An 18444-nucleotide genomic window follows, 5' to 3' on the forward strand; every position below is an offset into this window, starting at 1 on the left:
TAAGTTTAACTTCATGTAACGATAAGTTTAACGATTTGTAACTAAACTACATCATGACGATTCTCCGATAAGTATCAGATTGAATTACTTTTCTTCATATATTCATATCTCGATACTATTACTTACCACCTATATTCTCTTACGACCTTGGTTTGTTAAATATGTTGGAACGCAATTCTTCATTAACTCATACATAAACACTTAGTAGTTAATTTTTTATTGATTAATCTAAAATCTATTATAAAATGGAATTTAGTATTAGTTTATATGGTGACTTTGAAAATCCAACCGTAGAAATACCAGGTAGGAGAGAAAAAGCTAGTAAATTATATCTAGAGGCACCATTATATGCATTTCTTATCTCTATACCTCATTGCATAGCTGAAGCTTTTGAAAGCATAGCTAAAAAAGAGGGAATTAAGATTAAGGATTGTAAAGTTAGGGCAGTATACGAGATTGATGAAAAGCAATTTATGCTAGGATATCCTGTTATAAAGAAGATAAAAGTTTTTATATATAATAGTGGTTGTTCATCAGAAGAATTAGAAGAGATGATACGTAAAGTAAAGAAGGAATGTCCAATTTATCTAAGTTTTTCGGAAAAAATAGAAATTTTACCTGGTAATTAATCAAATACTATTCTTACATCTACAGCAAAGGCTCCTCTCTCATTTACAAATAATGGATTTATGTCCATTTCTCTTATATTTAAATCAACTATCATCCTAGAGACACTTATTATTGTCCTTATAAGCGAATTCTCGTCATAACCCCTTTTCCTAGCAGTTAACATAGCGTGAATCTTGCTCTCCATTAAGAGTTCTTGTGCTTCGTCTTCATAGATTGGTGACAAACCATATGCAACATTCTTTAAAACCTCAACATAAATTCCTCCACTTCCTACTAGAACTACATGACCAAATACCGGATCCCTTATACCACCAATATAGACTTCTAAACCGTTTAACTGCTCTTGAATCATTACCCTCTTAGTTATTTTAGATAATTGCGAATAAACATCCTTTACTTGGTCTTTCTCCACATTAACAACAACTCCTTTCATTTCTGTTTTATGTACTGGTTCATCTGGTGAAATTTTCATAACTACTGGATAACCAATAGAGTCTGCAATTCTCTGGGCCTCTTCTACACTTTCAGCAATTCCCCATTTGGGAGTTCTTATTCCGTAAATTTCCATAAGTTTCATCGCCTCATAATCCCTCAATGTTTTCTTTCCCTTAACAAGTTCTATAGCACTTTCAATTGGTTGAACTGTCCTTATTTTCTTCCTCGGTATTGGCTTATTTACAAAATATTTAATAGCTTTTACAGCATCCTCTGGGAATGTATATGCTGGAATTCCAGTAGTTTCTAAAATTTTTAATGCAGTATCCTCATCAAGTCCCATGGTAATTCCGATAACTCCTTTTCCCTTAAAGTTTGAAATCACTCTAGCAACGTCCGTACAGCTAACCATTGGTAAAGCTTGAACTATAACTAACTTAGTCGAATTTAACTCACTGACAATCTTTAATGCAGAATAGTATCTTTCCTTATTAGCATCTCCTGTTAAATCTAAAGGATTTCTAGGTACTGAAGTTGGTGGTAAAATCTTTCTTAAAGTTTCTTTCATCCAGTCTGGTATTTCAACCATTCTTAACCCATTTTTCTCAATTTCATCAGAAGTAAGAACTCCATGTCCGCCAGAATTAGTAATTACAAGTAATTCTTCGGTAACCGGCTCAGAATACATTAAGAGCTTTGCTAGGTTTAGCATGTCATGAAGATTATCCACCAGAATTCCTCCAACAGTCCTAACTGCTGCTTTGAAAACTTCAAAAGAGCCAGCCAAACTGCCAGTATGTGTTTTAGCTGCTGCTGCACCATTACTTGTAGTACCCCCTTTTAAGAATACTACCGGTTTTCTCTTCGTGGCTTCTGGTAAAGTTTCTAAGAAAGAATTACCATCTGAGACTCCTTCTAGGTAAACGAATATTGCTCTTGTTTCTGGGTCTCTTGAAAGGTATTCAATAACTTCATACTCTTTTACATCAGCTTGGTTACCTAAACTCACCATATAACTTATTCCTACTCTATATTTCTGTGCCCAATTTAGCATGTAAACTCCTAGACCACCGCTTTGAACAACTAATGCAATATTTCCTCTTTTAACGTCAGTATAGGCAAAAGTTGCATTAAACTCTGGGGTAATGATACCAAATGTATTTGGTCCTAAAACTCTTATTCCTCCTTTTCTGGCAATACTTATGACCTTATCTTCTAATTCGGCCTCACCAACTTCTTTAAATCCAGCAGTAATTACAATTGCTGCTTTCACATTTTTTTCTACAGCCTCTTCCATTACTTGTGGCACAGCCTCTCTAGGTACTGTAATTACTACCATATCTATAGGATCTGGAATCTCCTTAACGCTTTTATATGCTTTTACACCTTCAACATCTTCAGCCTTTGAATTTACTGGGTAAAGTTTTCCGTGATAAGTATATAGAAGATTTCTGAATACCACATTTCCAACTTTCTCTTTATAGCGAGAAGCCCCAATAACAGCAATACTCTTTGGTTTAAAGAGGTATTCTAATGACATACATAAATATAAAGAGAAGTTAAAATATATATTTAACTTAACGAATTAGGCCAATTGTTCTTACTTAAATAAGTAGTGCATAATTACAATTTGTCACTCAAAAAATTAATATGTGTACATTCTTTAAGTAAAATCTTTCTCTTTAATCAATTCTTTAAATATAGTGTTATAGTTTACTAAAAATTCTTATTTCCTTAATTAAAAATTGATGTGATAAAAACATTAACTTAACTCAGAAATTATATAAAGAAAAATCTTAAATGAATGGAGTCCATTTGCTAAATGCAACAAGATGTTCTCCTACTGCTTCAATTCCTATATATGCGGCTAATAATCCGGCTAATATTAGTAAAACTGCATCTACTATTAACCATATTTTACTCCACTTTCCGTTATCAAGGAATATTGCTACAGGATAGAAGAATATTGAAGCTAGTCCAGTTAATGTGTACAATGCTAATAATGCCGTTGGTTCAAGAGTCATATTGTGCAAATATCCTTGTACACCATAATATATTGTTACTAATCCAAATAACAAAGCCATGAAGCCTAAGTGTTCGAGCTTATACTCATTCTTAATACTTAAAGCTATTCCTATAATTCCTAAACCTAATACGGGATAAAGATCGTAGAATAATATGTTATAACTGGATGGTAAGGGCCAAGTAAGCATTCCGTAAAATCCAGTAATAGACATAAGTAAACCTAACAATAGCAGTGGCATGTATTGTGGTTTAATAGCATTTCTGTAATCTTGCACTGTGGAATGAACTAGGAATGTCTTAATTAAGCCGTAAGCAAAGGTTAAGAAACCTATACCCATTGTTATCGACTGAATAGTTAATATATCTATGAATAGTGCCATTTTTTATCACCAATTATAATTATATAACTCCGGTGATATAAACAGAATATGTTAAGGTATATACATTTGTAGATGAGTATTAACGATAAACTGATATTTAAAAAATTTTAAACTTTTTAAATTTATTCATTTAAAATTACTCATCTAAATTAATTGAAAATTTTATACCTTATCAGAACAAAAATATAAATATGTACAACATACTTTATTACATATTCTTATACACATGTAAGTGAAAATGAACTAGTTTTGAACTCTCTATTCTCTTCTTTTTTAGTAAAATATCTATTTATCGTCTCTGAGATGCATCTAAAAATGAAAGTATTACCCAGATATCAATTATCGAAATTCCCCAAGCTTCAATTGTTGCCGAAGAGGGCCACTTAATTACTCCAGCTACAACGTTTGCAATGATAAAGAGAATTATCATATAAATTCCTAGTTTTCTTCTTTCCATTAGTAAGCCTATCCCGTATGTTAAAATTGCAATGTCAAACTGTATGAAGAACCAAGTGGAAACAAATAAATGCGGATATGTCCCCTCATGATATATTCCTATTAAGGCCAGAAAAATTGCGGCAACCATTACAAAAGCTGACCCTATTATCAAAATTTTATTTCCATTTACTTTTGCCAAAAAAACTGCATAAAGAAAAGCAAATAAGGAAACTACTATAAGACCATAATTATATAGCCAAGGATCTTTTGCGAAAGGTCCACCTAAATCACTAAAAGCATTTTTAGTAAAATTGAACCATGGGTTGAGGCTAATGCTTGCAAATATTATTATCCATGCTAATATTGCGCTTATGAACCCTGTGTATTTTAAGATTCTCACAATATTAATTTAAGCGTTTTTATTTCATAAGTTTTTTAAGTAAGGCCGTTTTAAAGAGAGGATTTTCCAAATGTAAGATAAATACTTTTTAATCCAATTTAACTCTATATATAAATCAAGTTGTATTAGAGATTTTCTGTTGTTGCTTGACTAATTCTTGTCTTAACTTAAGTGATCTTTTAAGAGCTTCAGACTTAGTTTTTTTCCCAGTCGTTCTTTTCGGATACTTTGATCCTCACCAAAATTATGACGAATTCTTTATCACTTTGTTCGTTTATATAAGGTCCCTCAACTATATCGAAGTCTTTCAATTGTTCCCTAACTTGATCTTCAATTGTAGTTATGTCTATAACGTTTAATGGAAACTCTACTCTAACGTTAAATATATTGTATTTAGAATATTTTGGAGTATTATCAATTATTGATGACCTCATTAACACAATATTAGGGATTTTTAACCGTTTGTCCCTATACCATCATTTCAATCATTTTATCTTCAATCATGATCTGGTGTAGGGACTTAGCCCTCAACCACCTACCAAGTTTCATGGTAGGTGGGTCATGGGACTCCTTTGAGCCCAACGGCATAGGGCTCACATCTCTGCAATTTTCACCCCCACCCTTTTGGGCAGTGCCCACATCAGAATGAGGGATCATCTCCACCATAGAAATTTAAAATTAACAAATATAAAAAGATTTCCATTAACATAAAGAAGGATTCAGCCCTTTCCATTCTTATAAGTAATTAAATTTAAAAATTCTTTAACCTGGAAATTTGCTATGATGTGTGGGCACAATATGGTATATAAGCTGAAATTGTTATCTTAGAGCAGTGTTTTCGGATAGAAATAAAAAGTATAATAATAATTTTTATTCATGCGTTTATTTATAATAGCCGTCATACTGGTTATTCTTGGAATCTTGTTTCTTTCTTTAATACCTTTTGCATCTCAAAACTCTATAAGGATGAGTAATAAAGTTGTAATTCTTCCTCACGAATCCTATACTGTTCCGTATAAAGGTGGTTCTGAAGTACTTTTTTCTTATAATTTTTCTAATCCGATTAAGGTTTACGGTTATCCTTCTGGTGCTACAACTACTAATGATAGTATTTTATATGTTATTTGTTTCTTTTCCTCTTCTCCGGGTAAGTTAATACTATGTAACGCTAATAATATCTCTTCCACAGTATATTTTACTATTTACGAGGCTTACGGCTTAGCCTTAGACATTGAATATATGTTTGTCGTTTCTCCCATCTTGATAGTATCTGGAATAGCCCTCATAATCTATTCTAAGTTAATAAAGCGATAATGAAACTCGTCTTGACTTTTAATAATCCTTGTTATTGCCTTGAGTGCTTCCTCTTTGTAAATATTTACGTTAATTTCTGGTGGTGTCAAACCATTACATTCCATTTTCAGTATGTTATCCCTTACATCACCCATCTTTTTTGAAATGATCTTTATCTCTTGAGAGCTATAACCTAAAGCTTCAGCTAAGTTCCTTATGATTCTCACTCTTTTTCTAATTTCATGGAAATCATCTAACTGAGGAATTAACTTATATAAACTGTAAATACGTGTAAACAGAAGAAGCCTACTTCCATAGATTTTCCTTGGTAAAAAGCATATTTTTAATCGTTTAAATTTCTTTATAGTATCGTAAGCCAGTTTATCTCTTCTTCTATCTCTTGATCCGCAGATATCCATATCCCTTATTCTTCCTAGATTTCCTATAATTTCATTTGAAATGAAAGCACATTCGGAATTTTCATAAACCGGGTAAAGAGAAGTTAGAACGTCATAGTACTTTCTTAAGCTAACTCTAGCGTCATGAATACTCTCTTCATCAATTTTAGTTCTTCCTAGTACTTCTTTAAGATTAATGTTTGCATATTCTTCAGGACGTAAGGCTTTCAATTTTATTCACTATCTCCTTATGTACTTCATCAAAATTCCTATCCGTGTAAATAATACTTTCCTTTGTAGAGAGAGAAATAAGAACTTTCTGAAATTCATTAATATAATCTTCATAAGCTGTAAACACATCGCTTTTTATACAAATATCTATTCCCGCACTAAGAGGGTCTAAGAATCCTCTTTTCTTTATTATTCTCTTTATGATTTCTTCTGGTCTTGAGATAAGGGAAAAGTATATTGCAGATCTAGGAAAAATAGACAAAACATCATTCATCCAATCTTTCTCTAATCCTCTTACTAGTCCCCATGACATTAGGGTTAATATGTAGCCATCAGCTAATGCAATAAAACCAGAGTCTAATGAAGGTTTAACATAGTTCTCAACTTGATCCGCTAAATCAGTAACATAAGCTAAAAATAGTGTCCTTCTTTCAAATACTATATTTCTTTTAACTTGCGAAATTCTCTCACCTATTAACTTTGACATCTGTAATCCAAAAGTTACTGTACCATAACCTTCTTTTTCTAGGTAACGTTTAACAGCCTCTAAATGGGCTGTCCTACCAGATCCCTCAATTCCTTCAAAAGCTATTATCAATTAACTCACCTACAAATTTTCTAATTTGAATTTGTATTTCCTTCGGAGTTTTAGTTCCGTCAATCACTATAAAATTCTCATCCTTAACTAATTTATCATAAACCTCAGTAATTAGTCCCTGGTATTTCAGGAATCCCTCCTCTGGTGATAATCCTGGAAATATATCAGCACCAGCCTCTTGAGGTTTTATTTTCCTTTTTGATTTCTTTATCCTCTCTAGTGCTATATCTGGTGAAACTCTGATGTAAAAAGTAATATCCGGTTTTATAGCAAATGAGTACAGTTTCTTAACCCAATCAATATCTACTCCCCTAACGCTATCCCTAGCATAAGCTGTGTAAATGTACCTATCAGAAATAACTATGAAACCAGACTTTAACATTGGTAAAATATACCTTTCATACCTGTCAGAAAAATCAGTAGCGTGTATTAGACTAAAAGTTAATGGGGTAAGAAGATCTTTCTTCTTTGCCTCTTTAATTATATCATGAATCCAGTCTGAGGAGTTCCACTCAGTTAGATAGACATCTCTTTTTAATTCTATCCAATCCTTAAGTAACGTAGCCTGACTTGATTTACCAGATCCATCAATTCCTTCAAAAGCTATTAGAACTCCCTTTTTCATAGTCTAACACCATTAACATATTTCTCAACCGCGTTTTTCACTATATTTCCATAAGATGATAGCTCTTTTTTACTCGGTTTTTCACTTAAAAATTTAATATGCTTTTTCTTTATTTTACTATATGTAGATTTACATATAAAGCTTATTATTAAAGCTTCTTCTAAAAGAAAACCTGGCAAAACAGAATTCTTGATAAACCTATAACAAGCCTCATAAGGATTGAGATAACCAGACATCTTAAATATTAGGGATAAATAGGCTGATGAAGCAATATAAAACGAGTACTTTCCTCCTACACTATCTATTATATCCTTGAATATTTGAATTGGCGGCTCTAACGCATTAAAGTATGCTATCCCATACAACCAACTCTCTCTATTCAGTCTTCTTCCTTCTGTAAGTACTCCTTCCCTCATACCATAAGCAGAAACAATTAGATTTTCCGCATTAAAATATTTCATTAGCTCATCTATGATGATTGATGCTGTATGTATCGTGAAAGCTCTTTCTTTTCCAATTCCGGGGAGAGAGGCTCTTGCATCTACATCTAAAGTAGGAAGAAGTGAGGAATATTTACTTATTTGTTTTGATGGAATTGAATAACCATGAATTGATCTTGTTGGATAAGATAAAAGTTTTAAATCCATTTTTGCCAAAGCTCTCACATTACCTCCAGATCCAACTAGAACACCTTGTCTTTTCAGAGAGAGCGTTGATAACTGATCTTTCACTCTTTTTCTTATCTCTTTTTCTTGGTAATTCAAGAGTTTTAATGCACCTATAGGTAACTGATAAACTTTACCAATATTTCCCTCATTAACCTCAATTAGTTCAAGAGAACCTCCTCCAAGTTCAAAAAGTATGCCGTTAGAGACGGGTAAAGTATTTAGGATTCCAATCCCGGAAAATCTTCCCTCTTCTTCTCCAGAAATAATTTTCATTTCATATCCTATGAGTTTACTTAATTTCTGGGCAATCTCATTACCGTTAGTGGCGTATCTAAACGCACTAGTAGCAACTATTTTAACATCCTCTACTTTCTCTTTATCAATGATCTTCTTAAAAATCGAAAAGGCTTCTTCAGCTTCTCTAATTTTACTCTCTCCTATAGGTTTTCCTTCTTCTAACCCTTCTCCTATTCTTACAAAAGACTTAATCGAGCCTATAATTCTAAAAGTTCCATTAGGGAAAACCTGGTATAGAACTAAACGAAAGGAATTAAAACCAGCATCAATAACTGCTGATAACATAATTAAATCATCTTAAGCACCTTCTGAGTTAAAAGCATTTTTAAAACACCTTTGTTTTCTTTTAAATCATAATCAACCATAGCCATACCTCCTTTCTTAATCTCAACACTTCCACCGGTTAGTGCTTTAATTAAACCAGAGAGATACGGTTCGTGACCTACAATTAATACTGTAATATTGTCTGGAAACTCCTTTATCTTTTCAATAAATAGAGATGGATCCTTATCTGGTATGAGATCATCATAAGTCTCTATTTTTAGACTATCTACCCCCATTTTATCCAATATAGCCTCTGCTGATTGGTATGCTCTTAAATAGGGGCTGGAAACAACTTTATCAATTTTTATCCCCATTTCATCAAGAAAAGTAGCAATTCTTTTCATTTGCTTTATTCCTTTCTTCACTAGTTTTCTATCTTTATCATCCTTTCCCTCAATTTGAGGTTCAGCATCTCCATGCCTTACTATAATTAAACTAAGCATGCTAACTATATCTTCGACCGTTCCTATTTAAGGTTTTCTATATAAACTATATAATAGTATAAGGTTATATTATTATATGTGAGGTCTATATGTTTACAATTTTTCCATTACATATTAGGTATCAACTACTCCATTCTTCATATTTACTTAAGTACCTCAATCTCTCCGATAATGAAGGATGGGTTCTAAAAATACTTCTACTGTTATTCATTATTAGCTGTTGTTTTATAAAATATAATTGAAAATCTGGAATATCTCTAAGTAAGTAAGAAGGTATACTTCGGCCCAAATAACCAATTTTTATTAATGCGTTCTCTAAATAGATAGTTAGCCACCTATTATTCTTAACTGCAGTTAAATCAGCTCTTTTTTCTAGCATTCTATGTATAAAGATGAAAAGAGGGTAAGCAAGTGCAAAAGTAACTAGACCTAATATAAAGTTTATATTGAAAAGATAAAGATATAGAATGTTATAAAGAATTAAGCCGAGAACTTGAATCTCCATGTCATGATTTTTTAAATGTGCTAACTCATGGGCTGTAACGCCAATAATTTCATTATCTTGTAAAGATGACAAAAGCCCCGATGTATATCCAATAGCTTTGTAAAAGAAATTTCCAAATGCAAAAGCATTTGAATAATCTGTCTTTGTTACATATACAAGCGGTTTCTTCATGTTAAATATTGAAGATGTGTAAGAAACTAGTGAGTTCAGTCTCTCGTCATTACTTTTTTTAAGTCTAAACGAAAAGATCATAATTAAAGGGGATAATAAATACCACACGAAAAAGATTAAAGATATTTCGCCACATTCTAGATAGAAGTTTAATGGAATGAAATTTGAGAGAATAAGGGAAAGTGCTAGGAGTATAGCAAAAGAAATAAAGTAATATCTCCACCACATAAGAGATTTTTCGAACAAAAGATAATATTTATTGTGCAATATCTAGCCAAATATTTTTTCTAAGCCTTTTGTCTTTATAAAATCGTAAATTTTATCTCCTATTTCAGAATCAAACAACAAAATTTTTACTGGCTTCTCATAATTCAGTAACTCATAAAGTACGTTGATACCAGTAGATCTCTTCTCTCCTATTATTAATTCGCCGTTATCTAATTCACCGTCTATAATAGTATAAATTCCTTAAAGATTTTCTCCATATATGTAAATTCCGCCAAACTTTATTACTGAAATATATTTTTTAGCTTCTTTTATAGCATTAATAGGTGTTCCTTCTATTTTCCCTAAAAACCTCAGATGAAGATGTTGTTGTCTGCTTAATTGCTGTAAATATATGATCTTCTAAAATATGCTCTATAGGTGCATATATTCAAACACTTTTTTCTTGCTAAAAAATGATTTAATTCCTTTCATCTTTTACTTTAATTCTTAAAATAGTATTTTCCCCGTCTTGTTTTATAAAGAAATCTACCTGAGCTGTTATTTCATTTCCATCAGACAGAATATATTCTATTTGAGTAGAACTTACTAGAGTTTGAGTTATAGAAAGTAGTTCCACTTAAACTTTCTCTTTTTCTGTATCTGGTATATTAAGGTAAGCAACAATATATTTTCCAGTCTTATTCTTAGCTTTAGGTGGTGGTAATAATTCTCCACTCTTATCTTCAGCTAGCAATACTGCAAAGTGTCCAGATATTCCAGCAAGAAATACAATATCTGATAAAATATTAAACACTTGTTTAGAGTCGATATAAAGCGTGAACTCTCTCTCATACATTGAGTTGAATATGATGTAAAAACTAATACTTTCTTTCTTTCGTTAAAAATTTAGATAAAATAATACGCGTTGTATTCATGCAATATATCTCCGTGATATGGTATTAGAACTCTAAAAGGTAAAGAAAGTAAATAGTTAAAAGATCTTAAGGCTTTTTCGTAGTCCCAACAGAAAAACCTTATAGGTGGTTTTACTCCGTTAATATTTCTTATTGCGTCGCCAACAATTAAAACCCCTTCACCCATTAATGCTATATGTCCTTTTGTATGCCCCGGCACATGGATTACTCTAAATCCACCAAGTTCCTCTCCACCTTTAAGCTTAACATCAACAGTAGGAATTTCAACTTTCATATTATTTATTCTGTCTAATGTCTTTTGTATTTCGGTATCACTCACATTATTAAATTCCTTTTCGACATCTTCAAACTTAACTTTTTTCATTTCAAATTTCTCTTCTTCATGGGCATAAATTTTAGCTTTTGCTTCTCTCTTTATTCTTTCCGCATTTCCAAAGTGATCTGGATGAGCATGAGTAATTATGATATCCGAAATGTCCTCTATTGAATACCCCCATGATTTTAAATATTTCTCTAGATTCTCATAATTATCTGGTAGACTAGTATCTACGAGCATTAATCCACCATTAGGACCTCTTTTTCTATTATTACAACATTATGGTTTAGTATTGTTCCAAAGAAATTTGGTTCTAATAGCTCTGCAATCCTTATCCTATCTGTTATCTTCACCATGACTAACAAACCTCGGAATAAGTTCTATTTGTGGTTTAAACTTTTCTTGTTGTTGGAAGAAAGGCTTACCATCAATCTTTATGACCTTCTCGGCAATTATATCACAATATCTACATTCCTCACAACTCCTTTCTTCACACCTATTATATTTGAAATAACTCAACCAGTTAGGCGGGAATTGAGCATTATCTACGTACACTTTCATTAATATTTCGTAGTTTGACGATTCATTAATTCTCCTTAGTGCAGAAGTAGTTGCTCTACCCTGAACATAACTTAAAATGTCAAGTAAATTTCCTTTGTATTCCCTTTCTGAGTAAGCCTTTACAACATTTACTAACCAATCGGTTTTCTTATTCCTTCCAGCAATCTTAAACCTGTCAATTCCGATCTCCTCATAATAATGCAAATCTTCTGGTCTAATCCATCTCATTCTGATAATATTAGCAAAATCATTCCTAACTTCAGTAGCGCAAAACAGAACAGGATATTCAAACCAAACATTTTTAACTCCATCTTTAGCTGAGAGATAAGAAGTCACCTGATCATGAATTAATTTATAGGGACAACTCCATAGACAAGTATTATTTGTAATTACTTCAATATCAGCATTATACTTTTTTGCTAACTTTGCAGAAGCCTCCAATAGCGTAAAATTCCTATTTGTATCTTCATCCATGATAACAGTATTTGCCCCCATCTGTAGATATTCCTCAACTTTTCTAATGTTAGTTATTCTTGCAAAAGAGGATACAGAAACTTCTATATCTGGGTGTTCTTTTCTGATAAAGTAAATTAAAAAGGGTAAGGCAACTATAAAACCATCAACACCAAAATTTATTAATTTTTCTATTTCATTTTTTAATTTATTAAGGAAATGTTCATCATACTCCTTACCATGAAGATTTGCAGTATTCATCGTATATAGAAATTTTATCTTATAAGAATGGGCTACAGAAATATGTTCCTTAAGTTTTTCATCGTTAACTTTAGGTAAAATAAAAGAAGCCCTACCATGTCCGGTTAGTGTCTCTGTTTGGCTACCGTAAATGTACTTTACTGGATATTTTGAAATTTTCTCTATTAAGTCGTTATCGAAGTTTGTTGCAACAACTAGTCGCATAAAATAATATAGTATATGAATAAATTTAAGTTTAGTGTATTTATTATTTGTGCGTTATAATCGAAAATAATATATAAGACTTATCACTAAAATAAGAATATCAGTCTAACATTATCAGAAAAGTTCTCTTAGCCTTAATTATCGAAAATTACGAGATTATTTGCGATTATATTTAATAAACTGATTTTATATTATCATACTCTTAGTAATTAAGTGAATTTAATTTCAAACAAAGGTATTTTATAACTTTTTACTTTATTTAGTTATTCACATTAATTACACATTTGACACTTCCCCGAGATAATGATATATAATCAATTATTTCTTCATAGAATTATTTTAATCTAAAAGAGAATATTATAATTCTCAAAGGAAACCTTATAGCACTTATAGGAGAATCATTGTATTTTTACATTACGTTAAACATATGTAAAAGATACTGTCTTATTAACTAAAAATTCCTTATGATAAACTAAATAAAGTAAGGGAGTTAATTCAAAGTATTTATTAATTCACGGGCGAATATTATAATTTTTATGATAGAGAAATTTCCTTAAACTACTAACCTACTCACCCAGGGAGGCGTGAAAGACCTACTATTATTCATAACATATTATATTACTCATCAGTATTATTATCCTTAATCAGATATTAATCGAAAGATTTTTAATGTGTTTTCTTTCTATTTTATCGTGGCTTGTAAGGAATGGAAGATAAGAGTTAATATGAGCCAAGAGTTTTAATGAATTAGTAGAATATATTTCTGACGAGTTTTCTAACGTTAAGATATTAAATATCATTAGAGAGAAGATTAAATTACTCAGAGATAATCCTTTCAAATACGCCAGGGAAAAGTTGGGAAAAGATAGGTACGGTAATCCGATGTTCTCAATAGAAGTTACTGGGGATATAAGAATACTTTATAGCGTGGATTCAAAAAACTGTATCGTATTTATTTGGGAGATTGGCTCTCATAAGAGGGTTTACGGGCATTAGCCTTTTCCTTAGCTCTCTTTATTACGGCATTGAAAAATTCATCTATATCTTCTTCGCTCTCTAGCTCTAGGAACCTTTCACCATCATTATCTTCAACAATTCTCATAAGTATAAATTTATCATAATACATTAAAAAGGATATGGTAATTTTTCTCATTGAATTTTAAGAAACGGAATCTCTTATATAGCTTCCTTTGATTCCAGCTTTAATAAACAAGGCGTGAGTTAGAGAGGATTTTAGTCATTACATTCGGTTATTAGACGAAATATGTCCAATTTCCTTTTCTTACGTGAGAGGCACCACATGCCATGCATCTCACAGACCTAAGCTTGCAAAGGAGTAAAAGATCAGCTTTAACTTAAGATGCTAAATATTCGAAATTTAGTTAAATCAATAAATATATTTTTTTATCGATAAATATTGTTTCCCTTCGCACTTACTATGAAAAAGACTATATACTGCTAAAATCAGTTATTTAATCTTACGCTGACGAAATAAATTGAATTCATTAAGGACATATGAACGACATATGTTAATAAAAATAGTGCCGTAGTATTATGGGCAGTCATGATTTAGCTCATAATATTGAGTTCTAAATAGAAGATCTAGTAAACTTGCTTTTCTCCTTATAAATTAAGTTAAAGCTTTATATCTTAATATTTTAGTTACTAGGTGTGTCTGTTAAAGCTTCAGATGAAGAGTTAAGAGAAGTTTATAACCATATTCCTTCATCTTATGATAGAGCTAATCGATATATATCCTTTAACCAAGATATAAAATGGAGAGCAGATCTTGTAAAGACTATCTTAAATTATTGCGAAAAACCCAAACTAGTTTTAGATGTAGCAGCAGGGAAAGGAGAGTTAACTTATGTATTTAAGAAGTTATATAGAGAGAAATTCTTCCCTGTAATGACTGATTACGCCGAGAATATGCTGAAACTAGCTATAGTTGAAGATGATAGAGTTCTAGCTTCATTTGAAGCCTTACCGTTTAGAGATAATGCCTTTGATGTTGTAATGAGTAGTTTTGCTTTACATGCATCAGATAATATAGAGAGTGTAATTAAAGAAATGAATAGGGTATCAAGAAAGATAATTGGATTTATAGCTATGGGAAAACCGGACAATAAAGTAAAAAGAATGTATCTAAGTTTTTACTTGAGATTCATAATGCCTTATATAACGATATTTGCTAAAGGCAAGCCAAGAGATTACAAATACATATATTATATTTACAAGAGGCTTAATACTAACTCATGGCATAAGCAGTTATTTTTCAGATTGTTAGATGTTAAGATTTATGAGGAAAAAGCACTGAATCTATTTTACTTTGTAGTTTCTTATAAGAGAGATAATAAGGAATAAATTTTCAATTTATACTATCTTTACAAATTTTCGTACTACGACTTTATAGAAAATTATTACTAAGATTAAAACCAAAATAAAATTATTTATTAGCTGTTCTAAATAGTGTTAGATATATGCTTATATATTTCGTTGTTTTCATGTTATGATGTGGATATTAATAAGATTATTCCTCTAATTACTCACTTACAAAATTTTGGATACATAGATAAAATTGATGATCCTGGTCTCCTTAACACATTAGTCTCTTTAAAGCTTGTCGAAGTTCGTGATAAAATTTACGTAAGTAAGAACCTTTATAAATACGAATTCTTAGTCCTAGAATCGAATATAAAGGTTCGAATTATGAGAGAATATTATAGTAGAAGTGAGAAATATACTTTTTTAATAACAAAAAATGGTATAAAAGAACTTAATTTCATTTATGATATAACCCCAGTGACTAAATTTAGATTTATAAAACTTAGAAGAAAAAATGAGAAAAATATTGATGTCGAAATCGAGAAAGATAATGACCTAGTCCAGTTTAAACTAATCTTCACTCATCCTACTACTTTCGGCGAGATCATAGAATTTACTTACTATATTTACTCTAAAAAGTATACACATAATAACGTGGAATATTTTTATATATTATCATCCACTTTCTCTTCCTCTCTTCATATTACTACCTCTTCTAGGATAAAATCTGTTAGAGGGGTAAGATTAGTAAAAGGTCCTTTTTCATATCATTTTAAACCACTCGATATAGAAAACTACTCTATAGAGAAAAAAAGTGAAAATGAAATACTTTTTAACATAAAAAATGTGAATTATGGAATTTATGGAGTTGTGTTGGAATATGGATAGAAAAGAACTACTTAAATTAATAAACCACTTTAAAAACGTTGAGGATGGAATAGAAAAATTAAGACCTGAACTACAAGGAAGTAAATATTACTATGTATACGTAGAGAGAAAAATTAATATTGATAAGGATGGTAATGCGAGAATAGTTAGCGTTAGGGAGTTTTTACCAATCTTCAGTGGTATTTCAGAAGATTATATTTCCCTTAAGTACAAGGATGTAAAAGGAATATCATATAGTAAACTCAACTATATAAGAAGAGAGAATTTATTATCTAGAGAAAAGTTAAATTCTGAGGCTGAAATTCAGCAAGATAAAAATCAATTATTAATTAGGATGAAATTTTTACCACCACTAAGAGTAGGAGATAAAGTAAGAATAAAATATACTGTGAGAATTAAGGGTTTTGTCTCAGAGGGAGAAAACATAAATACTGTACAAGTCGCATCTTTCACTTATTACCTTAAACTTCTTATATACCTTCCTAAGAGACCTAAGAGAGCTGAAGTATACAAAGTAACGTTCGGGGATAATGATATTATCAGTAAAATTCCCCTAGGAAGAGACGAAGATTATAATTTTGTTGTCAATGATACAATGATAAAATTTGAAATTTACCGTATAGCATTTTCAGCTTATTCAGTTATTTGGGAGATTTAGCTCCCTTACAAAAATAATTCAATTCATTAATCAATCTGAATATTTAGAGTATGGCGGTTACAGCAAATTTTCTATCCAACTAAGAATGTCAAAAGGCCTAATTTTCATTTTATGGATTTTAATACAGTTTATTTAAATATAGGGTAATATAAGTAAAAAGTAGAAATGCAAACATTAAGTTACAAATTTATTAGGTTCCTTTTTAAATAACGTTGAGGAATTGGTCAACCTATTAGTAATAAATAACCTTATTAAATTCTTGTAATAGCATAGAATGTAAATTTATCCACTTTCTAGAGTAATATTAAGAAGAATAAGATTCCATCAGAAATACTGCTCAATTCTAATAATATTGTCTGATTTAACAATTGTTCTTTCTAAATTTTATTAATATGAAGAATGTTCTTTGTTAAGTATATTATTAACTTTTCTGTATATTTCATGGATTTTATAAGTAAAAGTAAAATTTTAGCTTAATAATTAATCTATTAATAAATTTATTTATTATCTCTAATCAAATCTATATTCTTAGTATCTTTGTTAAATTACTCTTATTTTAAAAATCATCTATAAAAATATTAACGAGAGACTGATTTATATAAATAAGTATCAATGCTAAAGACGGTGGATACTCTCGTTATAATATGACTAGGTAACGATAAGAAAAATCTTAATAACCGAAAAATTAAAATTAGACTATTAAAAATTAATATATATGGAGTATTCAAAGGTTGATCCAGAGCTGATAAAGGTTATTGAGGCGATTAGTAAATTAACTTATCGTAATGGTTCTCTATGCGTGACTTTTTCTGATATAAGAAGGGAATTAAATCTTCATCCGCAAGCTATTACAAATTTGTTGAAGAGGGGGAGGACTATTGGTCTAATAACTGAATGTAGTGAGTTGGGTATAGGGGAGAGCGGTTATACGGTATTACTGAATTATGTAATTTCCTTAGGATTTGATATTGTGAGTGAGATATTTGATATTAGTGATAATTTTGTTATAATGAAGCATAGAGTCAAAAATAAATTGTATAATAACGCTTTAGTACCTTTTCGTGGTGTTATAGTTAAGGTTTTTGGTGATCTAGTTTTAGATAAACCCTTGATATACAGGGGCAAGGGTTATTACGAGATAAATTTAGTCAAAAGTATTGATAAATACCACGTGTTTCACTTAGATAGTGATGTTGAAATTAAGCCTAGAGAGACTTTTACTTATGAGTATGAGTTTTATTTAAAGTACTTTCCTCCAGTTGATTACTTTATTGTTGAACCATTTAATCCCGTTACTACATTTAACGCTAAAACTTATTTAACCAGAAGTGGGAAACGGATAATAAAGTCTGTTAAGGTAGAATACCCGCCAAATGTGATAGTAAGAGAAGAGGAAGGGAAAACATATCATGAGATAACGATTATGAAATTATCAACCAGATCAGTAAAATTCTGGTTCCACTTCGCTGAATGAGTTTTTCAGAGAGATCTGTTGAGTAAGAAGATATAAGAGAGTCAATTATAATTATAGCAAATAGTCTAATCAGTTTTTCCTTCAAATTCAGTAACACCAGTTATGTCAAAAGTCCTGATTTGATAACTATCTATACTTCACTGCATTTTTATGAATTAAGACTCCTTTTTAACTGCTCTTAGTGTAACTTAAAAATATGCAGTTTATACTTAGTTATAGTTTAAAAGGAAACAATGACTTTAAAATTAAACAGGGACTAAGAGAATTTCATTGTCCTTTAGAGTCTCAGAAAGTCTATATA

Annotated in this window: 21 protein-coding genes and 2 pseudogenes; 7 read left to right on the forward strand and 16 right to left on the reverse strand. The window is 30.8% G+C overall.

Features of this window, described 5'->3' with window-relative positions:
- The first annotated feature begins 245 nt into the window (after positions 1 to 245).
- The gene (locus STK_RS08580) at positions 246 to 629 is read left to right on the forward strand and encodes an OsmC family protein (protein ID WP_010979586.1); all 384 of its coding nucleotides are present in this window, start codon (positions 246 to 248) and stop codon (positions 627 to 629) included.
- Here STK_RS08580 and acs read toward each other — a convergent pair.
- The 5 genes from acs to STK_RS08605 all read right to left on the reverse strand — a co-directional run bounded on the left by acs (position 626) and on the right by STK_RS08605 (position 4965).
- Complete coding sequence (gene acs / locus STK_RS08585) at positions 626 to 2605, reverse strand: acetate--CoA ligase alpha subunit (RefSeq protein WP_010979587.1); 1980 nt, start codon at positions 2603 to 2605, stop codon at positions 626 to 628. The genes STK_RS08580 and acs overlap by 4 nt on opposite strands.
- A gap of 256 nt (positions 2606 to 2861) precedes the next feature.
- A complete protein-coding gene (locus tag STK_RS08590; RefSeq protein ID WP_010979588.1) occupies positions 2862 to 3470 on the reverse strand; it encodes a DUF981 family protein in 609 nt (202 codons plus the stop codon).
- A 289-nt stretch (positions 3471 to 3759) separates the two neighbouring features.
- On the reverse strand, positions 3760 to 4308 hold the full coding sequence (locus tag STK_RS08595) for a DUF998 domain-containing protein (RefSeq protein ID WP_010979589.1): 549 nt from the start codon (positions 4306 to 4308) through the stop codon (positions 3760 to 3762).
- A 194-nt stretch (positions 4309 to 4502) separates the two neighbouring features.
- Positions 4503 to 4742 (reverse strand): hypothetical protein, encoded by a 240-nt coding sequence (locus tag STK_RS08600; RefSeq protein WP_198429666.1) that lies wholly within the window; start codon positions 4740 to 4742, stop codon positions 4503 to 4505.
- Positions 4743 to 4776: 34 nt separating this feature from the next.
- Complete coding sequence (locus STK_RS08605) at positions 4777 to 4965, reverse strand: hypothetical protein (protein WP_052846977.1); 189 nt, start codon at positions 4963 to 4965, stop codon at positions 4777 to 4779.
- A 309-nt stretch (positions 4966 to 5274) separates the two neighbouring features.
- Between STK_RS08605 and STK_RS08610 the strand changes: the two genes are divergently transcribed.
- Entirely contained in the window at positions 5275 to 5622 is a 348-nt protein-coding gene (locus tag STK_RS08610; RefSeq protein ID WP_198429667.1) for a hypothetical protein, read from the forward strand.
- Here STK_RS08610 and STK_RS08615 read toward each other — a convergent pair.
- From STK_RS08615 to STK_RS08655, 10 genes and pseudogenes are all read right to left on the reverse strand, one after another.
- Positions 5598 to 6230 carry a hypothetical protein gene (locus STK_RS08615; protein WP_052846592.1) on the reverse strand — a complete coding sequence of 211 codons (633 nt, stop codon included), beginning with the start codon at positions 6228 to 6230 and terminating at the stop codon, positions 5598 to 5600. The two genes, STK_RS08610 and STK_RS08615, sit on opposite strands and share 25 nt — an antisense overlap.
- Positions 6211 to 6828 carry a dTMP kinase gene (locus STK_RS08620; RefSeq protein WP_052846593.1) on the reverse strand — a complete coding sequence of 206 codons (618 nt, stop codon included), beginning with the start codon at positions 6826 to 6828 and terminating at the stop codon, positions 6211 to 6213. The genes STK_RS08615 and STK_RS08620 overlap by 20 nt, the downstream gene beginning before the upstream one ends.
- Entirely contained in the window at positions 6812 to 7453 is a 642-nt protein-coding gene (tmk, locus tag STK_RS08625; protein ID WP_010979593.1) for a dTMP kinase, read from the reverse strand. The genes STK_RS08620 and tmk overlap by 17 nt, the downstream gene beginning before the upstream one ends.
- Positions 7450 to 8703 (reverse strand): Ppx/GppA phosphatase family protein, encoded by a 1254-nt coding sequence (locus tag STK_RS08630; protein ID WP_010979594.1) that lies wholly within the window; start codon positions 8701 to 8703, stop codon positions 7450 to 7452. The genes tmk and STK_RS08630 overlap by 4 nt, the downstream gene beginning before the upstream one ends.
- A 2-nt stretch (positions 8704 to 8705) precedes the next feature.
- The gene (sixA, locus tag STK_RS08635) at positions 8706 to 9185 is read right to left on the reverse strand and encodes a phosphohistidine phosphatase SixA (protein ID WP_010979596.1); all 480 of its coding nucleotides are present in this window, start codon (positions 9183 to 9185) and stop codon (positions 8706 to 8708) included.
- Positions 9186 to 9306: 121 nt separating this feature from the next.
- Positions 9307 to 9942, reverse strand: a complete 636-nt coding sequence (locus STK_RS08640; RefSeq protein WP_198429668.1) for a M56 family metallopeptidase — start codon at positions 9940 to 9942, stop codon at positions 9307 to 9309.
- 604 nt (positions 9943 to 10546) lie between these two features.
- Positions 10547 to 10705: a hypothetical protein gene (locus STK_RS15295; RefSeq protein ID WP_198429669.1), complete on the reverse strand. Its 159-nt coding sequence runs from the start codon at positions 10703 to 10705 to the stop codon at positions 10547 to 10549.
- Positions 10706 to 10924 carry a hypothetical protein gene (locus STK_RS08645; RefSeq protein ID WP_052846594.1) on the reverse strand — a complete coding sequence of 73 codons (219 nt, stop codon included), beginning with the start codon at positions 10922 to 10924 and terminating at the stop codon, positions 10706 to 10708.
- Positions 10925 to 10974: 50 nt separating this feature from the next.
- Positions 10975 to 11675, reverse strand: a pseudogene (locus tag STK_RS08650) (MBL fold metallo-hydrolase).
- Positions 11656 to 12798, reverse strand: coding sequence for a peptidase U32 family protein (locus tag STK_RS08655; RefSeq protein WP_010979599.1), 1143 nt, complete (start codon positions 12796 to 12798; stop codon positions 11656 to 11658). Before STK_RS08655 ends, STK_RS08650 begins: the two are co-directional and overlap by 20 nt.
- Positions 12799 to 13523: 725 nt before the next feature.
- Between STK_RS08655 and STK_RS14890 the strand changes: the two are divergent.
- Positions 13524 to 13794: pseudogene (locus tag STK_RS14890) on the forward strand (type II toxin-antitoxin system RelE family toxin).
- Here the strand turns inward: STK_RS14890 and STK_RS15300 are convergent.
- A complete protein-coding gene (locus tag STK_RS15300; protein ID WP_010979600.1) occupies positions 13751 to 13951 on the reverse strand; it encodes a hypothetical protein in 201 nt (66 codons plus the stop codon). The pseudogene STK_RS14890 and the gene STK_RS15300 overlap by 44 nt on opposite strands.
- Before the next feature lie 518 nt (positions 13952 to 14469).
- On the opposite strand from STK_RS15300, the gene STK_RS08660 reads away from it, so the two are divergent.
- The 4 genes from STK_RS08660 (at position 14470) to STK_RS08675 (ending at position 18143) form a co-directional block, all read left to right on the forward strand.
- The gene (locus tag STK_RS08660) at positions 14470 to 15162 is read left to right on the forward strand and encodes a class I SAM-dependent methyltransferase (protein WP_010979601.1); all 693 of its coding nucleotides are present in this window, start codon (positions 14470 to 14472) and stop codon (positions 15160 to 15162) included.
- A 150-nt stretch (positions 15163 to 15312) separates the two neighbouring features.
- On the forward strand, positions 15313 to 16011 hold the full coding sequence (locus STK_RS08665) for a hypothetical protein (RefSeq protein ID WP_052846595.1): 699 nt from the start codon (positions 15313 to 15315) through the stop codon (positions 16009 to 16011).
- Positions 16004 to 16669, forward strand: coding sequence for a hypothetical protein (locus tag STK_RS08670; protein ID WP_052846596.1), 666 nt, complete (start codon positions 16004 to 16006; stop codon positions 16667 to 16669). The genes STK_RS08665 and STK_RS08670 overlap by 8 nt, the downstream gene beginning before the upstream one ends.
- A 715-nt stretch (positions 16670 to 17384) precedes the next feature.
- On the forward strand, positions 17385 to 18143 hold the full coding sequence (locus STK_RS08675; RefSeq protein WP_010979604.1) for a hypothetical protein: 759 nt from the start codon (positions 17385 to 17387) through the stop codon (positions 18141 to 18143).
- The last annotated feature ends 301 nt before the right edge of the window (positions 18144 to 18444 follow it).

It is taken from the genome of Sulfurisphaera tokodaii str. 7 (assembly GCF_000011205.1).
Taxonomy (GTDB): Archaea; Thermoproteota; Thermoprotei_A; order Sulfolobales; family Sulfolobaceae; genus Sulfurisphaera; species Sulfurisphaera tokodaii.

Bases quoted from the DNA above. Each gene is read 5' to 3' on its own strand.
- STK_RS08580 (WP_010979586.1), top strand. From the start codon at position 246: ATGGAATTTAGTATTAGTTTATATGGTGACTTTGAAAATCCAACCGTA.
- acs (WP_010979587.1), bottom strand. From the start codon at position 2,605: ATGTCATTAGAATACCTCTTTAAACCAAAGAGTATTGCTGTTATTGGG.
- STK_RS08590 (WP_010979588.1), bottom strand. From the start codon at position 3,470: ATGGCACTATTCATAGATATATTAACTATTCAGTCGATAACAATGGGT.
- STK_RS08600 (WP_198429666.1), bottom strand. From the start codon at position 4,742: ATGAGGTCATCAATAATTGATAATACTCCAAAATATTCTAAATACAAT.
- STK_RS08605 (WP_052846977.1), bottom strand. From the start codon at position 4,965: ATGATCCCTCATTCTGATGTGGGCACTGCCCAAAAGGGTGGGGGTGAA.
- STK_RS08610 (WP_198429667.1), top strand. From the start codon at position 5,275: ATGAGTAATAAAGTTGTAATTCTTCCTCACGAATCCTATACTGTTCCG.
- tmk (WP_010979593.1), bottom strand. From the start codon at position 7,453: ATGAAAAAGGGAGTTCTAATAGCTTTTGAAGGAATTGATGGATCTGGT.
- STK_RS08630 (WP_010979594.1), bottom strand. From the start codon at position 8,703: ATGTTATCAGCAGTTATTGATGCTGGTTTTAATTCCTTTCGTTTAGTT.
- sixA (WP_010979596.1), bottom strand. From the start codon at position 9,185: ATGCTTAGTTTAATTATAGTAAGGCATGGAGATGCTGAACCTCAAATT.
- STK_RS08640 (WP_198429668.1), bottom strand. From the start codon at position 9,942: ATGATCTTTTCGTTTAGACTTAAAAAAAGTAATGACGAGAGACTGAAC.
- STK_RS08645 (WP_052846594.1), bottom strand. From the start codon at position 10,924: ATGTATGAGAGAGAGTTCACGCTTTATATCGACTCTAAACAAGTGTTT.
- STK_RS08655 (WP_010979599.1), bottom strand. From the start codon at position 12,798: ATGCGACTAGTTGTTGCAACAAACTTCGATAACGACTTAATAGAGAAA.
- STK_RS15300 (WP_010979600.1), bottom strand. From the start codon at position 13,951: ATGAGAAAAATTACCATATCCTTTTTAATGTATTATGATAAATTTATA.
- STK_RS08670 (WP_052846596.1), top strand. From the start codon at position 16,004: ATGGATAGAAAAGAACTACTTAAATTAATAAACCACTTTAAAAACGTT.
- STK_RS08675 (WP_010979604.1), top strand. From the start codon at position 17,385: ATGGAGTATTCAAAGGTTGATCCAGAGCTGATAAAGGTTATTGAGGCG.